At 65.2% G+C, this 17,659-nt stretch carries 13 protein-coding genes and 1 pseudogene; 8 read left to right on the top strand and 6 right to left on the bottom strand.

Translation table 11 applies throughout. The annotated features are described in order from the left end of the window. Positions 1-229: 229 nt before the first annotated feature. Complete coding sequence (locus GV161_RS27115; protein WP_152013970.1) at positions 230-1,576, top strand: Nramp family divalent metal transporter; 1,347 nt, start codon at positions 230-232, stop codon at positions 1,574-1,576. Positions 1,577-1,669: 93 nt separating this feature from the next. Here GV161_RS27115 and GV161_RS27110 read toward each other — a convergent pair whose 3' ends face one another. Further along, positions 1,670-2,254, bottom strand: a complete 585-nt coding sequence (locus GV161_RS27110) for a CGNR zinc finger domain-containing protein (protein ID WP_152013971.1) — start codon at positions 2,252-2,254, stop codon at positions 1,670-1,672. Between the two features lie 166 nt (positions 2,255-2,420). Between GV161_RS27110 and GV161_RS27105 the strand changes: the two genes are divergently transcribed. Next, on the top strand, positions 2,421-3,317 hold the full coding sequence (locus GV161_RS27105; protein WP_244624012.1) for an alpha/beta hydrolase: 897 nt from the start codon (positions 2,421-2,423) through the stop codon (positions 3,315-3,317). Positions 3,318-3,390: 73 nt separating this feature from the next. Here the strand turns inward: GV161_RS27105 and GV161_RS27100 are convergent, their stop codons facing one another. From GV161_RS27100 to GV161_RS27090, 3 genes are all read right to left on the bottom strand, one after another. Beyond that, on the bottom strand, positions 3,391-3,801 hold the full coding sequence (locus tag GV161_RS27100; protein WP_152013973.1) for an NADH:ubiquinone oxidoreductase subunit NDUFA12: 411 nt from the start codon (positions 3,799-3,801) through the stop codon (positions 3,391-3,393). Positions 3,802-3,896: 95 nt separating this feature from the next. Continuing rightward, positions 3,897-4,904 carry a serine hydrolase gene (locus tag GV161_RS27095; RefSeq protein WP_152013974.1) on the bottom strand — a complete coding sequence of 336 codons (1,008 nt, stop codon included), beginning with the start codon at positions 4,902-4,904 and terminating at the stop codon, positions 3,897-3,899. Positions 4,905-4,977: 73 nt separating this feature from the next. Further along, positions 4,978-5,673, bottom strand: a complete 696-nt coding sequence (locus GV161_RS27090; RefSeq protein ID WP_152013975.1) for an NIPSNAP family protein — start codon at positions 5,671-5,673, stop codon at positions 4,978-4,980. A gap of 705 nt (positions 5,674-6,378) precedes the next feature. Here GV161_RS27090 and GV161_RS27085 point away from each other — a divergent pair. Beyond that, positions 6,379-10,104 (top strand): vitamin B12-dependent ribonucleotide reductase, encoded by a 3,726-nt coding sequence (locus GV161_RS27085; protein ID WP_152013976.1) that lies wholly within the window; start codon positions 6,379-6,381, stop codon positions 10,102-10,104. A gap of 373 nt (positions 10,105-10,477) precedes the next feature. On the opposite strand, the gene GV161_RS27080 is transcribed toward GV161_RS27085, so the two are convergent. Together GV161_RS27080 and GV161_RS27075 are read right to left on the bottom strand one after the other, a co-directional pair. Further along, entirely contained in the window at positions 10,478-11,170 is a 693-nt protein-coding gene (locus GV161_RS27080; protein ID WP_152013977.1) for a response regulator transcription factor, read from the bottom strand. Next, positions 11,167-12,615 carry a HAMP domain-containing sensor histidine kinase gene (locus tag GV161_RS27075; protein ID WP_152013978.1) on the bottom strand — a complete coding sequence of 483 codons (1,449 nt, stop codon included), beginning with the start codon at positions 12,613-12,615 and terminating at the stop codon, positions 11,167-11,169. The genes GV161_RS27080 and GV161_RS27075 overlap by 4 nt, the downstream gene beginning before the upstream one ends. A gap of 984 nt (positions 12,616-13,599) precedes the next feature. Here GV161_RS27075 and GV161_RS27070 point away from each other — a divergent pair. The 5 genes and pseudogenes from GV161_RS27070 to GV161_RS27050 form a co-directional block, all read left to right on the top strand. Then, a pseudogene (locus tag GV161_RS27070) lies at positions 13,600-14,169 on the top strand (IS630 family transposase); the annotation flags it as partial. Positions 14,170-14,241: 72 nt separating this feature from the next. Beyond that, complete coding sequence (locus tag GV161_RS27065) at positions 14,242-15,354, top strand: IS5 family transposase (protein WP_152016315.1); 1,113 nt, start codon at positions 14,242-14,244, stop codon at positions 15,352-15,354. Positions 15,355-15,759: 405 nt separating this feature from the next. Then, on the top strand, positions 15,760-16,113 hold the full coding sequence (locus GV161_RS27060) for a PepSY domain-containing protein (RefSeq protein WP_152016314.1): 354 nt from the start codon (positions 15,760-15,762) through the stop codon (positions 16,111-16,113). A 295-nt stretch (positions 16,114-16,408) separates the two neighbouring features. Next, complete coding sequence (locus GV161_RS27055) at positions 16,409-17,173, top strand: hypothetical protein (RefSeq protein WP_348521235.1); 765 nt, start codon at positions 16,409-16,411, stop codon at positions 17,171-17,173. A gap of 228 nt (positions 17,174-17,401) precedes the next feature. Continuing rightward, a complete protein-coding gene (locus tag GV161_RS27050; RefSeq protein WP_152016312.1) occupies positions 17,402-17,644 on the top strand; it encodes a hypothetical protein in 243 nt (80 codons plus the stop codon). The last annotated feature ends 15 nt before the right edge of the window (positions 17,645-17,659 follow it).

The raw sequence follows: 17,659 nt of genomic DNA, 5'->3' as shown, positions 1-17,659 counted from the left end.
CGAGCCGCGATGGGGCGCAGTAGCACGGCAATCGCAGCGGAAAAAGGGCGGGAAGGCACTCAAGGCCCAGGCTCGCACCGAAAGCTGCGACGACGCTCCGTCGCCGGTCATGCGTTTGCTTGGACAGAGCCGGCATCGAGACGCATGTCGAGCAAGGTTTTCGCTCTTGCGAACCGTTTGCAATTCTTTATCCTGCGAATGCATTGCAAGAGCAGGATTTGGATCAAGCATGGACGCTCGGGTCGAGAAGTTGCCCGCAGGCTGGCGCAGCGAGCGGGGCGAGGCCTCGCTGGCCGATGTCCATCGCTCGATCGCGGTGCGTAACTCGGGACCAGGCTGGCGCCGTGCCGCTGCCTTCGTCGGGCCGGGCTATCTCGTTGCTGTCGGCTATATGGATCCCGGCAACTGGGCGACCTCGATCGCCGGCGGCTCCAAGTTCGGCTACACGCTGCTCGTCGTCGCGCTGGTCTCCAACATCATGGCGATCGTGCTGCAGTCGCTCTGCGCGCGGCTCGCCATCGCTTCCGGCCGCGACCTCGCCCAGGCCTGCCGCGACGCCTTCCCCAAGCCCGTCGCCTATCTGCTCTGGTTCCTCGCCGAGACCGCGATCATCGCCACCGACATCGCCGAGGTGATCGGCACCGCGATCGGCCTCAACCTGATCTTCGGCATCCCGCTCGAGCTCGGCGTCATCATCACGGCGCTCGACGTCTTCCTGATCCTCTATCTGCAGCGGCTCGGCTTCCGCTGGGTCGAGGCGCTGATCATCACGCTGCTCGGCGTGATCGCGGTCTGCTTTGCCATCCAGATCGCGCTCGCCGATCCGAACTGGGGGCAGGTGATCCGCGGCTTTGCGCCGACCACCGAGATCGTCACCAATCCGGAGATGCTCTATCTGGCGCTCGGCATCCTCGGCGCGACGGTGATGCCGCATAACCTCTATCTGCACTCGGGCATCGTGCAGACGCGCGCCTATGGCGAAACCCTGCCGGAGAAGCGCCAGGCGCTGAAATTCGCGACGATCGATTCGACGGTCGCGCTGATGTTCGCGCTCCTGATCAACGCCTCGATCCTGATCCTGGCGGCGGCGACGTTCTACAAGACCGGCCAGACCGAGGTCGCCGAGCTCGGCGATGCGCACAAGCTGCTTGGCCCGCTGCTCGGCGTGGCGATCGCGCCGACCCTGTTCGGCATCGCGCTGCTCTGCTGCGGCATCAACTCGACGGTGACGGCGACGCTCGCCGGCCAGATCGTGATGGAAGGCTTCCTGAAGATCAGGCTGGCACCGTGGCTGCGCCGGCTGATCACGCGGGGCATCGCCATCATACCGGCGGCGGCGGTGACGATCTGGTACGGCGATTCCGGCACGGCGCGCCTCCTGATCCTGACCCAGGTCGTGCTCTCCCTGCAGCTCTCCTTCGCCGTCTTCCCGCTGGTGATGTTCACCGCCGACAAGGCCAAGATGGGCGAGCTCGTCGCGCCGCGCTGGCTCGTCGCCTTCGCCTATCTGATCGCGGTGGTGATTGCGGCGCTCAACGTCAAGCTGCTGGTCGATTTCGTCGGCGTAGCAGGCTGAGGCACGGCGGCGCGGCCTTTCCGGCTGCGCCCCTCCAGACCCAAGGTAAGAGCCGGATCCGATCAGGTTGATTCAACCCGATCGGACCCAGCTTCAACGTATGGCGCGCCTGGCGCGGAAGCGGGCGACCTTGTCGCGGTTGCCGCAGAGGCTCATCGTGCACCAGCGCCGGGTGTTGTTGCGGCCGCGATCGTAGAAGACGAGCGTGCAATGATCGGCGGCGCAGCGCTTCAGCCGTGCCGGCTCGGCCTCGCAGACGAAACGCGCGAGATCGAGTGCGATCAGTGCGGCGGGCCCGGCGGGATCGAACGCCATTCCGAGCGTTGGTCCCTGTTCCCCACGCTGCAGGACATGGTGGCCGTTGAGACCGGCCAGCCGGCGGTTGACTGACGTCAGAATGGCATCGGACAGCGGCTGGCCTGCCTCGAGCCTCTCAAAGACCGGCCGCAGTTCCGCACGCAGGGCGCGCAGATCGGCCATTGCCTCGTCTGCATCTCCGGCCGCATCGCCGAGCCCGGCTGCTCTCAGCCAGGCCAATGCCCGCTCTGGGCCATCGATCAGCTCCTCGGGGCCGGTTTCGCCGGCCGGCGTGGTGTTGAGCAGATCCAGCCAGGTCGCGCCGCCGACGAAGGGAAAGCCGTCGCGGAATTCGCTGGAAGCCTCTGTCGCGGACGCCATTTCGGACCTCGGAGGGACATGTCGGTCTGTAACCGGTTATTTATCGATTGACAGGTGTCAAATCAAGTGACACCGTTGAAATATAGAAATAGGGGTTACGTCTCTCGCAATGACCCGCTCCCTCTGCCGCCTTGCCGCCATCACCCTTGCCGCTGGAGTTCTCGCCATGACGCCCGTGACAGCTGCCGAGCCCGTTCCGACCCATTTCCGCACCGCCACGATCGCCGGCACCGAGATCTTCTATCGCGAGGCCGGGCCGCAGGATGCGCCGGCGCTCCTGCTGCTGCACGGCTTCCCATCTTCCTCGCACATGTTTCGCGACCTGATTCCCTGCCTGGCCGGGCAGTACCGGGTGATCGCGCCGGACTATCCCGGCTTCGGCCATAGCGGCGCGCCGTCGCCGGCCGAGTTTGATTATCGTTTCGACCGCCTCGCCGATGTGATGGAAGCGCTGGTCGACCGGCTCGGGCTGAAGAGCTATGCGCTCTATCTGCAGGACTATGGCGGCCCGGTCGGGTTCCGCCTGGCACTGCGCCGCCCGGAGCGCGTGCGCGGGCTGATCGTGCAGAACGCGGTCGCCAATGCCGAGGGCTGGAGCGCGGATGTGACTGCGCCGATGGCGTCGTTCTGGCGCGAGCGCAATCCCGAGACCGAGAAGCCCTTCGCTGACCTGCTGAAGCCGGAGACGACGCGCTTCCAGTACGTCCATGGCGCCACGCGGGCCGAGCGGCTCTCGCCCGATGCCTGGACGATGGATCAGGCCGGGCTGGATCGGCCGGGCAATCGCGAGATCCAGCTTAGGTTGCTGCACGATTATCAGAGCAATTTCGCGGCATATCCGGCCTGGCAGCGCTACCTCGCCGAACGCCAGCCGCCGATGCTGATCGTCTGGGGGAAGAACGACCCATTCTTCACGCTCAAGGGGGTCGACTATCTGAAGCAGCAGGTGCCGGGCGCCGAGGTGCATCTGTTCGACGCCGGCCATTTCGCGCTGGAGACGCATGCCGGCGAGATCGCCGAACGCATCCGCGCGTTCATGGCGCGATTGCCTGCAGCGCGCTGAGAAAAAGCTAAGGCTTCAACAAAAAAGGCCAGCTCGATCGTGAGCTGGCCTATTTTCATCATTGAACCTTGTCTCAGCGGCCCGGGGTCCAGGCCTGGTAGTCGCCGGTCGCAGCCGGAGTCTTGTTCTCGCCCAGCGTGGAGCCGGGCGGGCGGTAGGCCAGGGCCGTGCCGGTATGGTTCGGCTGGTGCGGCTTCTGCCATTCGCGCGGGGTATACTTTTCCTCGGACGGGGCGACGTCGACGGTGTGGTGCAGCCAGCCGTTCCAGCCCGACGGGATCGTCGAAGCCTCGATCGGGCCGTTATAGACCACCCAGCGGCGCTGGATGCCGAGCGCCTTGTCCTTCACGCCGCCCTTGGTGCGGTAGTAGACATTGCCAAACTCGTCCTCGCCGACCTTCTCGCCGAAGCGCCAGGTGTGGAACCTCGTGCCAATGGTCTGGCCATTCCACCAAGTGAAGAGCTGGAGCAGGGTCTTGGTCATCGCTTGGCGTCCGCGCAGGCCTTGGGCCGTCGCGCGACTTATGAAGATGCAGGGCCGTGATGTCCAGTGCGGCAGGGCGCTGCGGGCATCGATCGTTACGGCGCCGCGGCCACGATCTTGCGCAGCATCGCGATGAAGTCACGGGTGCGCTGACCTTTCCCGTCGCTCCCGGATTCGGCGGTCTGGACCAGGACGAGGCGCTTGCTCGGGATGACGGCGACCTGCTGCCCGTCATAGCGGGAGGCGAGCGCCGCGCCCTTGCCGAAGCCGTCCTCCGGCAGGGTCCACCACATATAGCCGTAGCCGCGGCCGGGCCGGTCGCTTGCCGACTGGCGAGCGGTCGATTCGCTGACCCAGCCTGCGGGTATGAGCTGTCGCCCCTCCCAGCTGCCGCCATTGGCGAAGAGCACGCCGAAACGGGCGAGGTCGCGCGCGCTCAGCCGGAACGGATAGGCCGGATGGATCGAGACCGGCGACAGCGCATAGCGGCCATCCCTGGCGGAGAAATCCTCCATGCCGATCGGCGCAGCGATATGGCGGGCGAAGCTCTCGAAGATGTCCTTGCCGGTGCGCTGGCGGTAGATCGTACTCAGGGCGTTGAAATCCCAGTTGTTGTAGAACCAGAACGTGCCCGGCGGGTGGCTGCCGCGGGCCGGCCGCTTCTCCTTGATATCGGGCGTCTCGTGCGCTGCCGGCAGGTAAATGCCGGAGCGGGCGGTCAGCAGGTCGCGGACGGTGGCGCCTTTCTCCTGATCGGTGAGCCCTGGCGCCTTCTCGTCAACGCCAAGCTCGGCGAGCGTGGCGTCGAGCCTGATCCGCCCATCGGCGACGGCGTTGCCATAGAGCGAGCTCAGCAGGCTCTTGCGCACCGAGGCGACGCCGACCTTGCGCACGGGATCGCCGAAGGAGGCGAGGACGGCGCCGTTCTGCACCAGCATCAGGGCGGTCGGTTTGCGCAGCTCCGCATAGTCACGGAGCGGCTGCAGTGCGGTCGCGGACCAGCCGGCAGCGGCCGAGTCGATGGCGGGCCAGTGCTGGCCGGGCTCTGCCCAGGCCGGCAACACCGAAAGGCAGAGCGCGATGATGGCGAGCAGGCGATTCATCGGTCCGGCCTCCGGTGTGCAGGGTGCATCAGGCCGGGCAATCCCGGCGACTCTGCGGCGCGAGGCTCAAACTCTAGCGCAGGAGCGAGCGCGCGGTCGGAAAGAGGCGGGCGATATCGGGGGCACGGCCGGTACCTGGCGCCGTGTCGCGCAGGGCAGCTTCGAGCGCCGGTATCGCCTGGGGGACCGCGGGCCTTATCAGCGTGACCGCGACGCATTCGCTCTCGCGCACCGGCAGGCGTGCGAATCCGTTCTCGCTGCGGTCACTGATCAGGCTGGCAAGGACCTCACCACCGATGGCGCGTACCGCATCCGCGATCTCCTTCGCTACAAGCGCGGCCGCATCGTCGGTAGCGTCCGGCTCGAGATGATGAACAGCCGCCAGATGAGGATGGCCATCCTCGATATCGACGGTGCCTGGCGGCAGCCGCCGGAGCCCGCGCGTGTCGAAGCCGGAGCCGGGTGCTGCCGGCTTCAGCATCAGCACGTCGTGCCATTCCAGCATGGTCTCGTTCGCGGCCGGGCCGTGCTGCGCCCAGACCGGGCCGCCATAGAAGGCGGGGAGGGCGCGGGTCCGCGCCTCCTGATCGGGAAAGCCGCGGAACCAGACGAACTGGTAGGGCGCCGCGGGATCGCGGAACTGGCAGACGACGCTCATCCCGACCGCTTCCTGCGTTTCGACGAGATGGCTGTCGAAGACGTCGATCAGGGTGTCGCGCGCACCGGGCTTCAGGGTGTAGCGCCGCAGTTCGAAAACGGTGTCGGTCATGGGAGCCCTCCAGCTGCCCTCGCAGCTAGGCGGCAGGCACGCCCAATCCCGTCAGCAGCGTCGCTGCGGTCATCGCCACGATTCGGTCATGATTCGGAGCGCCTCCGCGCAGCCTCGATGGTGCCCCAGCCGTCGAAGCATCGCGCGGATTCAAGCACTTGTGGCTGCTCCTGCAGAGAACGCTTCCACTAGTAGGGTTCGCCGGGTCCGATTGACGCTTCGTTAACCATGGTCCGGCGGATTTTAGTGGTTTCACACCGGCAAGGATCGTTGCAAGCTCGCAACGGCGCCGCGATTCCACATGTGATTCCTTGGGCTTAGCAGGTGCCTTGAAACTTATCCCCATGATCCACATCTTCCTACAAGATGTCGTATCCACACCTATCGCCTCGCACTAATCCTTGACGTCGCGACCCAATCGGGACTAAATTTTGACGGTCGCGTGACGGTTGGCGGAGACGCCTTTTTCGACCCGCGAAACGAGTTCCCAGACGGGTCAAGGCGATCACCGCGGCGCGCCAGAGATGGCGACGGCGAACGGCGACGTGCGTGCTCCGGCTGGCCGCATCAGGAAACCGATGGTGGGGTGACACCGCCGCGGGATCCAGGGGCATCAAATCGAGTTGGACTGACATCAGGAGCCGGTGAGCAACCGGCCGCGCGGAGCGTCTGCTACGCCCGCGGCAAGCATTGGGGACGAAGCTTATGCGCATCGAGCGCCGCCATACCACCGCTGGCCAGTCGCCCTATTCGGCGATCCCGTTTCGCTCGGCGGTGAGTGAGATCCGCAATCCCGATGGTTCGATCGTCTTCCGCCTCGAGGGCATCGAGGTGCCGGAGGCCTGGTCGCAGGTCGCGAGCGACGTACTCGCGCAGAAGTATTTCCGCAAGGCCGGCGTCCCGGCCGCATTCAAGAAGGTCGAGGAGAACGACGTCCCGTCCTTCCTCTGGCGTTCGGTTCCCGATGAGGCCGCGCTCGCCAAGCTGCCGGAAGACAAGCGCTTCGGCTCCGAGATCTCGTCCAAGCAGGTCTTCGACCGGCTCGCCGGCTGCTGGACCTATTGGGGCTGGAAGGGCGGCTACTTCTCCTCGGAAGAGGATGCCCACGCCTTCCATGACGAGCTGCGCTTCATGCTGGCCTCGCAGATGGTCGCGCCGAACTCGCCGCAATGGTTCAATACCGGCCTGCACTGGGCCTATGGCATCGACGGGCCGAGCCAGGGCCATTTCTACGTCGACTTCAAGACCGGCAAGCTGGTGAAGTCGAAGTCGAGCTACGAACACCCGCAGCCGCATGCCTGCTTCATCCAGGGCGTGCAGGACGACCTCGTCAACGAGGGCGGCATCATGGACCTCTGGGTGCGCGAGGCGCGCCTGTTCAAGTATGGCTCCGGCACCGGCTCGAACTTCTCGATGCTGCGCGGCGAGGGCGAGAAGCTTGCCGGCGGCGGCCGCTCCTCCGGCCTGATGTCCTTCCTCAAGATCGGCGACCGCGCAGCCGGCGCGATCAAGTCGGGCGGCACCACCCGCCGCGCCGCCAAGATGGTCGTCGTCGACGTCGATCACCCCGATATCGAGACCTATATCGACTGGAAGGTGAAGGAGGAGCAGAAGGTCGCGGCGCTGGTCGCCGGCTCCAAGATCGTCCAGAAGGCGATGAAGGCGGTGATGAAGGCCTGCGTGAACTGCGAGGCCGCCGACGATGCCTGTTTCGATCCCGAGAAGAACCCGGCGCTGAAGCGCGAGATCAAGCTCGCCCGCAAGGCGATGGTGCCTGACAACTACATCAAGCGCGTCATCCAGTTCGCCAGGCAGGGCTACACCGAGATCCAGTTCGACACCTACGACACCGACTGGGATTCGGAGGCCTATCTCACCGTCTCCGGCCAGAACTCGAACAACTCGGTCTCGCTGACCGACGACTTCCTGCGCGCGGTCGAGAATGATGGCGACTGGAATCTCGTCGGCCGCACCACCGGCAAGGTCACCAAGACCCTGAAGGCGCGCGACCTCTGGGAGAAGATCGGCTACGCCGCCTGGGCCTCGGCCGATCCCGGCCTGCACTTCAACACCACGATGAACGACTGGCACACCAGCCCGGCCTCGGGACGCATCCGCGCCTCGAACCCGTGCTCGGAGTACATGTTCCTCGACGACACCGCCTGCAACCTGGCCTCGGCCAACCTGCTGCAGTTCTACGACCGGCAGACCAAGGCTTTCGACGTCGCCGGTTACGAGCATCTCTGCCGGCTCTGGACGATCGTCCTCGAGATCTCGGTGACGATGGCGCAGTTCCCCTCGAAGGAAATCGCCGAGCTCTCCTACGAGTACCGCACGCTCGGTCTCGGCTACGCCAATATCGGCGGCCTGCTGATGACCATGGGCCTCGGCTACGACAGCAATGAGGGCAGGGCGCTCGCCGGCGGCCTGACCGCGATCATGACCGGCGTCGCCTATGCGACCTCGGCCGAGATGGCGGGCGAGCTCGGCCCATTCCCGGGCTACAAGAAGAACGCGCCGCACATGCTGCGCGTCATCCGCAACCACCGCGTCGCGGCGCATGGCCAGGCTACGGGTTATGAAGGCCTTCAGGTGACGCCGGTGCCGCTCGACCATGCGACGCTGGAGCGCCTCGGCGGCTCCTCGGCGACGGTGTCGGAGCGGGCCAAGGCGAGCTGGGACGAGGCGCTGGCGCTCGGCGAGAAGCACGGCTACCGCAACGCCCAGTCGACCGTGATCGCGCCGACCGGCACGATCGGCCTGGTCATGGACTGCGACACCACCGGCATCGAGCCCGATTTCGCGCTGGTGAAGTTCAAGAAGCTCGCCGGCGGCGGCTACTTCAAGATCATCAACGGCGCGGTTCCCGATGCGCTGCGTGCGCTCGGCTATCGCGAGGCTGATATCGCCGAGATCGAGGCCTATGCCGTCGGCCATGGCTCGATGAAGCAGGCGCCCGGCATCAACCCCGGCTCGCTGCGGGCAAAGGGCTTCAGCGACGAGAAGATCGAGGCGATCGAGAAGGGGCTGAAGAGCGCCTTCGACATCAAGTTCGTCTTCAACAAGTGGACGCTGGGCGAGGACTTCCTCACCGGCACGCTGAAGGTGCCGGCCGAGAAGCTCAACGATATGTCGTTCGAGCTGCTGCCCTTCCTCGGCTTCAGCAAGGCCGAGATCGAGGCCGCCAACGTCCATGTCTGCGGGGCGATGACGCTGGAAGGCGCGCCGCACCTGAAGAAGGAACACTACAACGTCTTCGACTGCGCCAATCCCTGCGGGCGGATCGGCAAGCGCTATCTCTCGGTCGAGAGCCATATCCGCATGATGGCGGCGGCGCAGCCTTTCATCTCGGGCGCGATCTCCAAGACCATCAACATGCCGAACGACGCCACCGTCGAGGATTGCAAGAGCGCCTACCTGCTCTCCTGGAAGCTTGCGCTGAAGGCGAACGCCCTCTACCGCGACGGCTCGAAGCTGTCGCAGCCGCTGAACTCGGCCCTGATCGCCGATGAGGACGACGACGCCGACGACGCGACCGAGGCGCTCTACCAGCAGCCGCAGGCGGCGCGCGCCACGCAGATCGCCGAGAAGATCGTCGAGCGCATCGTCGAGCGGGTCGAGCGTGTCCGCGACCGCGAGAAGATGCCGGCGCGCCGCACCGGCTACATCCAGAAGGCGGTGGTCGGCGGCCACAAGGTCTATGTCCACACCGGCGAATATGCCGATGGCCGCCTCGGCGAGATCTTCATCGACATGCACAAGGAGGGCGCGGCCTTCCGGGCGATGATGAACAACTTCGCCATCGCGGTCTCGCTCGGCCTGCAATACGGCGTGCCGCTGGAGGAGTATGTCGAGGCCTTCACCTTCACCCGGTTCGAGCCCTCGGGCTTCGTGCAGGGCAACCAGTCGATCAAGAACGCGACCTCGATCCTCGACTACGTCTTCCGCGAGCTGGCGATCTCCTATCTCGGCCGGCACGACCTCGCCCATGTCGATCCCTCCGAGATCGGCCATGACGTGATGGGCGGCGGTGTCGAGCAGGGCAGGGCGCCGGATGCGGCCGGGCCGATCACCTCGACCCCGCTGGCCTCCTCGGGCTTCCGCCGCGGCAAGCCGATCAACCTGCTCGCCATCCAGGGCGGGGCTGCGGCCAACGATGCGGTCGCTCGTTCGACCAGCAGCGCAATGGGCCTCGCCACCGCCGGCGCGACCGCGCTGAAGGAGGAGCCGGAGGCTTATGGCGAAGAGCAGATGAGCAAGCTCGGCTTCGCCGCGCCGGCCGCCCAGCCGACCGCCTCCGAGCGCCGGGCCGAGGCGATCATGAAGGGCTATGTCGGCGACAGCTGCGGCGAGTGCGGCAACTTCACGCTGGTGCGCAACGGCACCTGCCTGAAGTGCAACACCTGCGGCTCGACGACTGGGTGCTCGTGAGACTTAAGCTCAGTCGCTAGATGAAAACCGAGGCATAGTGTTGCCGCGATTGCAGGAAAAGTTCCGCAAATGCGAGATGCGCCCGGCTTAGGCCGGGCGTTTTTTGAAGTGCGCATTCGATCTGGGTTCGGCCGAGTAGCTGCGACCAATGATTCACCTCGACAAACGGTGAATCACAAGGCCATCAAAAGGGAATCCTTCGATTCTGGTTTTCAATCCGAGGCTTCTAGCCCGCTCTGCCTGTCGGGAACGCTCGCTGGAAGGAGGTCGTTCTGGCATGAGGCGCGAGTCCGAATGTGGCCCATTCCGGACATCGGGAGAGCCCGGTTTCGGGCCGTTCAGTACGGCGCGAAGCGATGAGATCGACGGATGCTCAATCCACGACGGTCGTTGCTGTGAAGGTATAGCCGACACCGTAGACGACCTTGATCGGCGCCGGCAGGCTGGTGCGTTCCTCGATCTTCCGGCGCAGCCGGCTGACGATGGCATCGAGATGACGGTTGCCGAAGGTCGACCTGGGGCGGGCGAGCGTCTCCATCAGCTCTTCGCGCTGGCAGGTGCCGCCGTGGCTGCACAGTGCGCTCATAAAGGCGAATTCGGTCGCCGTCAGCTTGAGCGAACGGTGATTGGGCGCGGTCAGGGACCAGTTCGTGCCGTCCAGCAGCCATTGCTCGCCATTGCCGTTTCCGGGGGCGGATGGTGATCCGTTTCGCCGCAGCAGGCTGCGGGTCGCCGCTTCGATTTCGCGCAGCGTGCTATGCTTGACGAGATAGATATCGGCGCCGCTTTCGAAGCCCCGGATGCGGTCGTCGCTGTCACCAAGCGCCGTCAGCATGATGATGCCGCAGCGATGGGTCTCGCGCAGCCAGCGCGCGAGCTCGAAGCCGTTGCCATCAGGCAGGCCGACGTCGAGGATGATGACGTCCGGCGCGTGACCTTCCTCCAGGGCCTGCCGCAGCCCATGCGCGGTTGCGACTCCACTGGCCGCAAACCCGCATAGCCCGAGGAAATCGACCAGATCCTTGCGCAGCCTGGTTTCGTCCTCGACGATCAGAATATGCGTCACGCTGTCGTCTCCCCCGGCGAATTGGCGCCGGACGCGCCGCGCGACGAAGGCAGGCGCACGATGGCGGTCGTGCCCTCTCCGGCATTGGAGGCGAGCTGCAGCGTTCCGCCGTGATAGGCCAGGAACCTGTGCGCTGCGTAGAGCCCGAGGCCGGTCCCCGCGCTCGCCTTGGCATTGGACGCTCGAAAGAAGCGGCGGCCGATCTTGCTCGCTTCGGCGCCGGGAATGCCGATGCCGCGGTCATGAACCTCAATCACCACGGACCCTGCTTCCTCCCGAGCCTCGATGCGGATCGCAGGGTCGTCCGGCGCATATTTCAGGGCGTTGTCGATCAGGTTGACCATCACCGTTCCCAGCATTTCCGGGTCGGCGTGGAGGGAGGCCGCTTCGTCCGCCATGACGAAGCGCAGGCGATCGCCACGCGCCGTCATCTCGAAATGCAGCCGCACATCCCCGATCAGGGCGCCGAGCTGCAGCGGCTCCGGCTGAAAGCCATTCTCCCGGTCATCCGTCATGAACCTGTCGATCAGGGAGAACAGGCGGTTGAGCGCCTCGCCGATGCCCGCGAGGCGCTCTCGCGTCGCTTCTGGAGATCGGTCGCCGACCAGGCCGATCATCTCGACGGCATTGCGGATGATCGCAAGTGGCGTGCGAAACTCATGGCTGACGACGCGCATGAAATCCGCCTGCTCGTCCCGCGCGGCACGCTCGGCCTCGAGGCTGGCGTTCAGCCGGCCTTCGAGCTTGCGACGCTCCTCGACTTCCCGCAGCAGGGCATCGTGGTTCCGGCGCAGGTCGGCCGAGAGCCGGGCGCTGACCATGAAGAGCAGGCAGGTGAAGAAGGCGATCAGGAACAGCGTGCCCTGCAGCAGATACCAGGCGTTGCGGTCGGCGAGGATCGGGCCGCTGTCGAAATCGGCCGGCAGCCGGTATTCGATGACGCTCTGCAGGATGCTGGCTGCCATGTATTCGGCGAGCAGGCCGATGGTGATCCAGCGCAGCAGTGCCGGCTGCGTCCTGTCGCGCAGGAGTCCCAGGCACATCACCGACATCATGATCACCGTGAAGATGGTCGAGCTGTGGATGCGGGTCGCGATATTGTCGGGGTCGACGGTCACCGCCGCGCTCCAGACGGCGATCTGGAAGACGAGCAGCGAGATGCCGATCCAGCTGTAACGAGGCTGGCCCAGGAAGCGGGCAAGTCCCTCGGCGAGCAGGACGAGGCCCAGCTTGATGACGGTGTTGTGCACCACGATGGCCAGGGGACCGGGTTCCGGACCGCGCAGGATCATCAGGAGAAGGCCGGCTGCGATGGCGCCGAAGCCCGCGGCAAGGAATTTCAGCTCGTAGAGATGGCGCCAGGCCCGCCAGACGAAGACCCAGGCAGCGGCCTGCAGGCTCGCGGTCGCCAGCGCGACGACCAGAATGGTTTTGAGATCAAGCATCTCGATGCAGCTTCACGATTCGCCCGGCTGGTGATAGCCGATGTGATGGATTCACAAATTCTTATCAAGTTTCTCCGCGCCGGAATGTAGTCAGTTAGAGCGAGACATGGCGTTTAGCGCCAAAGTATTTTTCAAAATTGTACGAAGAGCACGTGGTTTAGCTGTCGATCTGTCCCCGTTGCAAGAATCTGTCAGAATTCAACTGAATTCAACGGTGGCATGGCCGGGCGTCGGATTCTACTCTGAAGCCCGGCTGCTTCGCGGCTTGTCAGGCGGACGGTCAGCAGAGCGATGCCGGGCAAGACGATGCTGAGCATGCTGCGACAAGCAGCAGGCGGATTCCAGGTCCGGATTCGTCTGTGCGGCATGGGGGGAGATGATGACGCTTTGCGACCGTGGTTCGCCGATGCGCCTGCCTGGATTCCGGCGCGCCACGGCTCCGTCGACGTCTCCTTCGCGACTGCTTGCCTTCACTCCAGGTGACGGAGCAGGCTCAGGCGCCGTTTCCGGACGACGGAAGAACCTACGCCACACGACGTCCCGTGCCTGCCTGGCCCTCGCCTTGTCGCTCGGTGCGGGATTGCCGCTATGGTCTCAGGCAGCGTCCGCACAGCAGATCACCCAGGGAGGCGGCAACGGCGCGGGCTATTCCTTCGGGAGCGGCGGCATCGCCGGCGGCGGCGGCGGGAGCGGCGACCGCAATGCCGGCATTTCGGGGGGCGATGGTGGTTCGGCAGCGCAGACGCCCGGTGGATCGGCCACGGCTGGGGGAGCCGGCGCCAATGACGGCGGTGGGTCCGGCGGAGCAGGCGGGGCGGCGGGCGCCCCCAATGACCTGGCGGCCGGCGGCGGCGGTGGCGGCGGCGTTGGCGGCTTTGATCCCGCGTTCCCCGGTGACGGCGGAGCGGGCGGATCGGGCGGCGGCGGCAACCTCGTCAATACGACCTCCCCGCTGTCCCTCGGCTCGGCCTATGCCGGTGGCCGGTGGTCCTCTCCATCGATGAGAAGAGCCAGATTCAGGCGCTCGACCGCACGCAGCCCGGTCTCCCCATGAAGCGCGGCCGCGCTGGCACCATGACGCATGACTACAAGCGCCACGGCACGACGACACTGTTTGCCGCCCTTGACGTGCTCGACGGCAAGGTGGTCGGCCGGTGCATGCAGCGCCATCGCCATCAGGAGTTCATCCGCTTCCTCAACGCCGTGGAGAAGACCGTCCCGGCCACAAAAGCCATGCACGTGATCCTCGACAATTACGCCGCCCACAAGCACCCGAAGGTGATCGCCTGGCTTGCCCGCCACCCGCGCGTCACCTTCCACTTCACACCGACCAGCGCCTCCTGGCTCAACGCGGTCGAAGGCTTCTTCGCTGCCCTGACCAAGCGCAGGCTCCGCCGGGGCGTCTTCCTCGGCGTCGTCGACCTCCAGGCCGCCATCAACCGGTACCTCGCCGAGCACAACGTCGATCCAAAGCCGTTCCGCTGGAAAGCCGACCCAGACGCAATCATCGCTGCCGCAGCCAGAGGGCATCAGACGTTGGAATCAATCCACTAGCAGGCTGTTGAAAAAGCGGCTCGCGGTTCCGTCCTTGACGTGATTCACTCCTCTGCGTTGGGGAGGATCGGGATGCGCGGGAGCGACGAGCGGACAGGGGCGCTTTTCAGCTATGTTGATCTGGAGGCGCGGGTGCCGGCGGGCCATCCGCTTCGGGCGATCCGGAACCTGGTGAACGAGGCTCTCTCCGTGATGGGGAGCGACCTCTCGGCGCTCTACTCGGGCCTCGGCCGGCCGTCGATCGCCCCGGAGAAGCTGCTGCGTGCGATGCTGCTGCAGGCCTTCTACTCGATCCGCTCTGAGCGCCAGCTGATGGAGCGGCTGGAGTTCGATCTCCTGTTTCGCTGGTTTGTCGGGCTCGGCATCGACGACGCGGTCTGGGACCACTCGACGTTCTCGAAGAACCGCGACCGGCTTCTCGCCGGCGACGTCGCGGCGCAGTTCCTGTCGACCGTGCTGGCCGGGCGCCGTGTGAAGCGGCTCCTGTCGAGCGAGCACTTCAGCGTCGACGGCACGCTGATCCAGGCCTGGGCGTCGATGAAGAGCTTCAGGCCGGTCGAAGAGCCTGGACGAGGCTCCGGCCCGAACGAGCCGCCGGCCTCGGGCGGGCGCAACGCCGAGGCCGATTTCCGCGGCGAGAAGCGCTCGAACGCGACCCACGCCTCGACCACCGATCCGGACGCCAAGCTCTATCGCAAGGGTCCCGGCATGGAGGCGCGGCTCGCCTTCCTCGGCCATGCCCTGATGGAGAACCGCTCCGGCCTCATCGTCGATGCCTGCCTGACGACGGTGTCTGGCCATGCCGAGCGGGTGGCGGCACTGGCGATGATCGAACCGCATGCCGACCGGCCGCGGCCCATCACGCTCGGGGCCGACCGCGGCTATGACGCGTCAGACTTCGTGAACGAGTTGCGTTCGATGAACGTGCGCCCGCATGTGGCGCAAAACCTGACCCGTTGCCGCGGCCGCTCGGCCATCGACGGTCGCACCACCCGCCATCCCGGCTATGCCGCAAGCCAGCGCATCTGCAAGCGCATCGAGGAGGGCTTCGGTTGGATGAAGGCGGTGGCCGGGCTCGACAGGACCAAGCTGCGCGGCGTCGACCGGGTCGGATGGGCCTTCACCTTCGCCGCCGCAGCCTACAACCTCGTGCGACTGCCGAAGCTGTTGGCGACGCCGGCATGAGCGAGATCACCGACGCGGCCCCCGCAACGATCATCGTCGAAGCCGCGCGACGCCCCGCGCCGAAGCCCACGACCCTGATCGCGCTCACCAGGCGCCCTCGATCATCCGAACCCCGCCGATAACCGATACCGCTCCGCCCAACGAGTGCATTCTTCAACAGCCTGCTAGATGCGCTGCGAATGGACCGCGTCGATGCCGTGATCGCGGGACAGCAAGAACAGCACCGAATGCTATCGCTGCTGCTTGAGCAGAGGCGGACCGACTGAGGGAACGGTTCTTGGCGATCCCGGTGCTCAGATTGCCAAACGGTATAGGCCCGTCCAAGTCACCCCATCCTGCATGCTGTCAGAACCGTCTTACGGTCGGCCTTGAAGCCGAGCCGATGCAGCAACCCAGGAGAAGACAATGAATTCCCGCAAGATCATCCCGGCTCTCATGGCCGCCACCATCGCCTTCGGCTCGTTCGGAGCGGCAGGGCTGGCCTTCGCCAAGGAGAGCAAGGGCCAGGAAACCAACGAGGCGCAGGTGATGCAGAACGCCAAGATCACCATGCAGCAGGCCATCGCCACCGCCGAGCAGGCCGTGGGCGGCAAGGCGACCGGCTCGGGCATCGACAACGAGAAAGGCGTGGTCGCCTTCGAGGTCGAGGTGGTCAAGGACGGCCTGCAGCACAAGGTGCTGATCGACACCCAGACCGGCAAAATCACCAAGCAGGTCATGGCCAGCGCCGACAACGACGACGATGGTGACAACGACTGAATTCGGCTGATCGCGTTGTTGCGCGATCGCCGGATAGTGGGGCGACGGAGAGGGCGGCCGGTGCGACAGCACCGGTCGCTTTCTCGTTTGGGCAGTTTCCGACGAATTCGTATAGGGCGCGACACCTTGCGTCGATGCCGCATCCGCCAGGGTCAACCGGTCGATCGCGACTGCGATTGACCGTGGTCCGGCGGCAACCGTTTGCCGCCTCAGTGAAACAACCGCTGCTGCCGCGCTGCCCCGACGAGTTAACGGAAGGAGCCAGATCATGCCCCCCATTCAAGACGATCGATCGATGACGATGCTCAACAAAGTGCCCGAGATCACGGCCCATTTTTGGATCATCAAGATCCTCGCGACGACCGTCGGCGAAACCGCTGCAGATCTGCTGGCGACGAAACTGGGTCTCGGCCTGACCGTCACCTCCTATGTGATGGCAGGCCTCTTTCTCGCGGCACTCGCCTTTCAGCTCAAAGCCAAGCGCTACATCCCGTCGGTCTACTGGTTAGTCGTCGTGCTGATCAGCGTGGTTGGCACGCTGGTGTCCGACAATCTCGTCGATGGCATGGGCATCAGCCTTCCGGTGACATCGATCAGCTTCGCCTTGATCCTCTCTGCCGTTTTCATGTTTTGGCAGCGCAGTGAGCACAGCCTATCCGTGCATACGATCCAGACGACCAAACGAGAGCTGTTCTACTGGGCCGCAATCCTTTTCACCTTTGCGATGGGAACCTCGGTCGGTGACCTGATGGCTGAAGCGATGGGCCTGGGCTACGGACCAGCTGCGCTCGTCTTCGGAGCGATGATCGGATTTGTCGCTCTGCTTCACTACCGCTTCAAGATGAACGCGATCCTGTCGTTCTGGCTGGCCTATATCCTGACCCGCCCGCTCGGCGCCTCGACGGGCGATCTGCTCGCCAAGCCCATCGCTTCAGGTGGGCTGGGCCTTGGAACGGTTGGAACAAGCCTGATCTTTCTGGCCGTGATCGTCAGCGTGGTCGCCTATCTGAGCTTCAGCAAAAGCGACAGGATCGGGGCCGCTGCCGAGTCGGAGGCCTGATCGCTCCAGCGCGCGGTCTAATCTCGACTTCCTGTCCCCGAAGGCGGCCGGCGAGACAACTCGCCGGCCGCCTTCTTTTTGATGGACCACATTTCCGACAAAACCGTATAGCGAGCGCCACCTCGCGCCATAGTGCCCCAAGCGATGATCGCTCCAGAAAGTCGATCGGAGCGCGTGATGTTTGACCGCCAAAAATCCTTACATCGGTCCGAAACCAGGCGGTCGTCGATGACGTCGCTTGCCCGGCAAACGACAAAACGGCTCACGCTGGGCGCGCTTATCGCCCAATCAGAGCAGCGGGTGAACGGCTGTGCGATCCGGGTCCATGGGGCAATGCGCCAGGGGCGCGCCACGATCACGATCGACGTCAAGACGAGCCGCGGCACCCACGCGATCCATTTCGACATGTTGACCCAAGCCATCACGGTCGAGCGGCCGATGTCCGTGATGCTTCCAGCAGGCCGGGAGTAATTGCGATGGAGAACA

The sequence above is a fragment of the Bosea sp. 29B genome (assembly GCF_902506165.1).
Taxonomy (GTDB): domain Bacteria; phylum Pseudomonadota; class Alphaproteobacteria; order Rhizobiales; family Beijerinckiaceae; genus Allobosea.
This window is presented reverse-complemented; position numbering and strand designations above follow the sequence as displayed.

What these genes read in the sequence shown, in the direction of transcription:
- GV161_RS27100 (WP_152013973.1), bottom strand. Translation starts at nt 3,801, where the DNA reads ATGACCAAGACCCTGCTCCAGCTCTTCACTTGGTGGAATGGCCAGACC.
- GV161_RS27065 (WP_152016315.1), top strand. Translation starts at nt 14,242, where the DNA reads ATGCGCGGGAGCGACGAGCGGACAGGGGCGCTTTTCAGCTATGTTGAT.
- GV161_RS27060 (WP_152016314.1), top strand. Translation starts at nt 15,760, where the DNA reads ATGAATTCCCGCAAGATCATCCCGGCTCTCATGGCCGCCACCATCGCC.
- GV161_RS27055 (WP_348521235.1), top strand. Translation starts at nt 16,409, where the DNA reads ATGACGATGCTCAACAAAGTGCCCGAGATCACGGCCCATTTTTGGATC.
- GV161_RS27095 (WP_152013974.1), bottom strand. Translation starts at nt 4,904, where the DNA reads ATGAATCGCCTGCTCGCCATCATCGCGCTCTGCCTTTCGGTGTTGCCG.
- GV161_RS27110 (WP_152013971.1), bottom strand. Translation starts at nt 2,254, where the DNA reads ATGGCGTCCGCGACAGAGGCTTCCAGCGAATTCCGCGACGGCTTTCCC.
- GV161_RS27115 (WP_152013970.1), top strand. Translation starts at nt 230, where the DNA reads ATGGACGCTCGGGTCGAGAAGTTGCCCGCAGGCTGGCGCAGCGAGCGG.
- GV161_RS27105 (WP_244624012.1), top strand. Translation starts at nt 2,421, where the DNA reads ATGACGCCCGTGACAGCTGCCGAGCCCGTTCCGACCCATTTCCGCACC.
- GV161_RS27050 (WP_152016312.1), top strand. Translation starts at nt 17,402, where the DNA reads ATGACGTCGCTTGCCCGGCAAACGACAAAACGGCTCACGCTGGGCGCG.
- GV161_RS27090 (WP_152013975.1), bottom strand. Translation starts at nt 5,673, where the DNA reads ATGACCGACACCGTTTTCGAACTGCGGCGCTACACCCTGAAGCCCGGT.
- GV161_RS27085 (WP_152013976.1), top strand. Translation starts at nt 6,379, where the DNA reads ATGCGCATCGAGCGCCGCCATACCACCGCTGGCCAGTCGCCCTATTCG.
- GV161_RS27075 (WP_152013978.1), bottom strand. Translation starts at nt 12,615, where the DNA reads ATGCTTGATCTCAAAACCATTCTGGTCGTCGCGCTGGCGACCGCGAGC.